Here is a 2,514-nt window from a genome sequence, read left to right on the forward strand (position 1 = left end):
TAATTAAATAATCGTAATCTTTTCAATTTACGTATATAAACATGCAAAAAAGCACTTGTCGCCTGTTATAGACAATCAAGTGCTTTAAGTTTATATATTTTCTAAGTTTTATTATTTGCAAGTTTTATAAGTTATTTTTATATCGACAGTATGACATCTTTTTTACTACATGGCAAGTGTAACGTTTAAACCCTTTAGCTTGTTTAATCTCGTGTGTTTGTTGCTTATGACATCCATAGTGGTCCTTGTAAGTAAAATGTCATCTCGCCTATTCTCGCTCTTATTACATTAGTATTAAAATAACATCTCTTGATGGCTTGCCTTCATGAGTTATTAATTCAAATTCAAGGATATCTTTAACTGTATACAATTAAAAAACTATTATATATTATATCCTTGTTTATCGGCACGAGCCTTGTCATTCTCGTTAGTTTGTTAGTTATTCCATTTATATACTACCCTTGCATTTAAAATGTCTCTCGCCCAATTCTCGTTCTTTTCTCTGTATCCCCGTATTAAAATACCTAATGCTACAAACCTTCATGAGCTCTCGATTCTTAAAACACATCTTTTTTCTCACTTTGTCCCACTATCTTTTACGCCCTTAAATGTCATCTTAGTACCTTTTCTAACAGTAAGCATTTTCATGTGTCATAGCTGACCATCATTAATTATTGATTCAATAAATTATACATTCTATCAGTTTTCAGTATAATTAAAAAACCTTGAAAAGCTTATAGCCAATCAAGGTTTGCTTCGAATCAGGATTAATTACACTTGCTATAAAAATTCATTATTAGTTTCTTCTAAAGAAACTTTAGGATTCAAAACTCTGATACCCCAAATTTAATCAATGTACTCCTCAGCAATTGTATACTTCTCTTTAAATTTAAGTCTTGATATCTTTAATCTAGGGAAGATAGTAATTAAAGATCCATTTTAACCATTGTAAATTTGGTTTTTGGCATTTCACACTAGTAACAGACTATTTAAATTTTTCCAAACTATAATACGGATTAGAGATATTCTCGCCTACTTCATCTATTGTTTCCTGTATTTCATCTAGGATTGATTTATCTATATCCTTATACTGTTCCAGTGATTCTTTTATTTTATTAAAGCAAATTTCTAGACCGAGATTTACTACAATAGAAAGAATAATATCTACTTCATCATAGGAATCTGTATTCCATAATCTAGAGAGAGTTCTATCAATATCATTTCTTATATCACTTCTTAATAACTCGTATGTCATAACTTGCCGGTCTGTTAGTTGACTAAGTATTAATAAAAAACCATCTTTTTCAATTTTATTATTTCTAAATTGATCTAATGCATTTTGAAACATTGATATTAGTGTTCCAGTTGGTATTCTATCAGGTAGATTCTTAATTTCATTTATATCCATATTTTATTTCCCTTCTATTGGAATATGAACCTCATTTAAAGATTGATTTTTTGTCCATGTTCCGTCAGATTTTAGCTGTTTATTTCCGATTTTTATCTGTGTAGTCCATCTTGCACCTGATGCTGATCCTGGATATTTGCTTGCCGCTACAGGGTCTGGAGAATGCCATCGAATAATAGCCTTTTGTCCATCCGCAAGTGTAAATTCATATTTTGCACCATCAGTAATAGTATCGGTTGGTTTAAATGTATTTGGAATATTCGAAGGAATCATCGATTCCAAATTAGACATACTAACTTCTCCATTTTTCAGTAGATTTTGAGCAGTATGTCTGGCCTGATCTCTGGTCTGATTTCCGATATTTCCCGTACCCTTATTTCCTGTTATCTCTTTTTCTTTTCTTGCATAGTCATCAAACTTAGAACTATCTCTTGCTCTTGCACTTTCATCTACATTTTTTTTGATTCGCTCTGCCTGACTTTCTATAATTTTTGCTCCATCTTTTGCTGTATCAGCCATTTTCGCAGGTTTATAGAATGTATAAAATGCAGCTTCAGCTCGTTCTTTCAATGATGAGTCAGGACTTAACATAGTTTCAATATCTTCGAAAAAGAAATTATATGCAAATTTTAATACTTTCTTTTCATGATTTCTTTGTTCTTCTATAAATTTGTCTATTATTTCACGTTCTTTTTCTTTTTTAGTTTTACCTTTATTCTGAGGCATAGGACAGGAGTTTTCTAAATTTATATACTTTGATCCACCTTTTGGAATTACCACTTTCTGTCCAGTAATCATGTCTTTTCCAGTGGCCATTTCATATAGAGCCTTAATATTTCCGAAAACAGGAATGTAATTTAACCCCATAGAAACTAGTTTAAGATTTTGAGCTGTTTCATTCTTTTTGACTTGTTTGACAGCAGCTTTGGCCGCATTACTGGCCTTTTTAGTTGCTTGCTTAACAGTTGCTTTTTTCACTGTAAGTACTGCTTTTTTCGCAGCCCGTTTAATCTTCCTGACCAATTTTCTCCTGGATAGCCTATTTCTAAGCTTCCTGGCCTTTGTAAAAAACTTACCTCTCTTTTTCTTACGCTTCTTCCTAAGCT

At 31.7% G+C, this 2,514-nt stretch carries 2 protein-coding genes; both read right to left on the minus strand.

All coding sequences use genetic code 11. From position 1 onward, the window contains the following. Positions 1-985: 985 nt before the first annotated feature. Positions 986-1,408, minus strand: coding sequence for a hypothetical protein (locus ACQKN2_RS25160; protein ID WP_427417353.1), 423 nt, complete (start codon positions 1,406-1,408; stop codon positions 986-988). A gap of 3 nt (positions 1,409-1,411) precedes the next feature. Next, positions 1,412-2,514, minus strand: a 1,103-nt coding sequence (locus tag ACQKN2_RS25165; protein ID WP_427417354.1) for a pre-toxin TG domain-containing protein, incomplete at its 5' end; no start/stop codon positions are given.

Source organism: Lysinibacillus sp. NPDC093688 (assembly GCF_050280145.1).
Taxonomy (GTDB): Bacteria; Bacillota; Bacilli; order Bacillales_A; family Planococcaceae; genus Lysinibacillus; species Lysinibacillus xylanilyticus_B.

What these genes read in the sequence shown, in the direction of transcription:
- ACQKN2_RS25160 (WP_427417353.1), bottom strand. Translation starts at nt 1,408, where the DNA reads ATGGATATAAATGAAATTAAGAATCTACCTGATAGAATACCAACTGGA.